Annotated in this window: 2 protein-coding genes; both read left to right on the top strand. The window is 68.3% G+C overall.

Annotated features, from left to right (window positions below; translation table 11 throughout):
- Window positions 1-943, top strand: a 943-nt coding sequence (locus OXU32_16745) for an FAD-dependent oxidoreductase (protein MDE0075605.1), incomplete at its 5' end; no start/stop codon positions are given.
- Between the two features lie 97 nt (window positions 944-1,040).
- Window positions 1,041-1,412: serine hydrolase (locus OXU32_16750; GenBank protein MDE0075606.1), on the top strand; the 372-nt coding region annotated here is incomplete at its 3' end.

Raw genomic sequence — 1,412 nt, forward strand, 5'->3', positions numbered from 1 at the left:
CGAGACCACCGTGATCCACAACTACGGGCACGGCGGGGCGGGGATGTCGCTCTCGTGGGGCACGGGCGCCATGGCCGCGGAGATGGCTCTGGAGGACGACAGCCGCCGCGCTGCGGTCATCGGTTGCGGGGCCGCGGGGCTCACCGCCGCACGTCAGCTGCAGCGGCGCGGGTTCGACGTGACCATCTACACGGTGGACGTGCCCCCCAACACCACCTCGAACATGTCGCTCGCGGGGTTCACCCCCACCTCGGGCCTCGTCGACGGTGACCTGCGCACGCCCGCCTGGGACGCGCAGTTCCGTGAAGCCGCGGAGATTTCCTATCGGCAGCTGCAACTGCTCGTCGGGCGCGGCTACGGTGTTTCGTGGATTCACAGCTACGCGCTGAGCGACAACGAGCCGCGTCCCAGGGGGGACGGGGGAGGGGACTCCGAGCCGCTGCTTCCCGCGCACCTGCGCACGGGCACGAGGCTGCTCGGACCCGGGGAACATCCGTTTGCAACCCGCTACGCCACCCAGCGCACCCAGATGCGCATCGAACCCTCCATCTATCTCGATGCTCTGGTGCGGGACGTCGTGGACCGCGGCGGGCGCATCGTCATCCGCAAGTTCACCGAGCCGAGCGAGCTGGTGGAGCTCGACGAGCCGGTCGTCGTCAACTGCACCGGGCTGGGCGCGCGGGATCTGTTCGATGACCGCACGATGGTCCCCCTCAAGGGACAACTCACCGTGCTGATTCCGCAGCCGGAAGTGAACTACGGCACCTTCGGCGGAGCTCCCGTTTCCGGCGGCGGCCTGGGCATCCACATGCAGCCGCGCAGCGACGGCATCGTGCTGGGGGGAACCTCCGAGCGCGGCGAGTGGTCGCTCGAGCCCAACCGGGAGGCTCTGGAACGCATCGTGGCTGCGCATCGGGCGGTTTTCTCGGCGATGCTCATCTGAGAAAGTGGTGCGACCGAATCCTGGTCGTCACCCGATGCCACACGGAGTCGCCAACGCCGCTTCGGCACCAGCCAGAAGCACATCATCAGGAGGGACCATGACGCTATTGCTGCCGCACCGTATCCTCGCCTGCCACATGGCCCTCGGCCTTGCCGCGTCCGCGCTCTTCCTCTCCCCCGCCTCCCCGCTCTCGGGCCAGGAGGAGCATCTGGCGCTTCTCCGCAGCAAGCTGCAGACGGAGCTGGAAGGCATCGTCGATGGCTATGAGGGCGTCGCGGGCGTACACATCATCGACCTGACTTCGGGGGACCGCTTCCGGGTGAACGACGAGTTGGTCTTCCCGCAGGCCAGCTCCATCAAGATCCCCATCCTGCTGGAACTCTTCCGGCGCGCCGAGGAGGAGCCCGGGCTGCTGCGTCGCCGCATCGACATGACCGACGAGGTGCGCACCGGCGGCAGCGGGGTGCTG

This window comes from Gammaproteobacteria bacterium, assembly GCA_028819075.1.
Classification (GTDB): domain Bacteria; phylum Gemmatimonadota; class Gemmatimonadetes; order Longimicrobiales; family Gaopeijiaceae; genus BD2-11.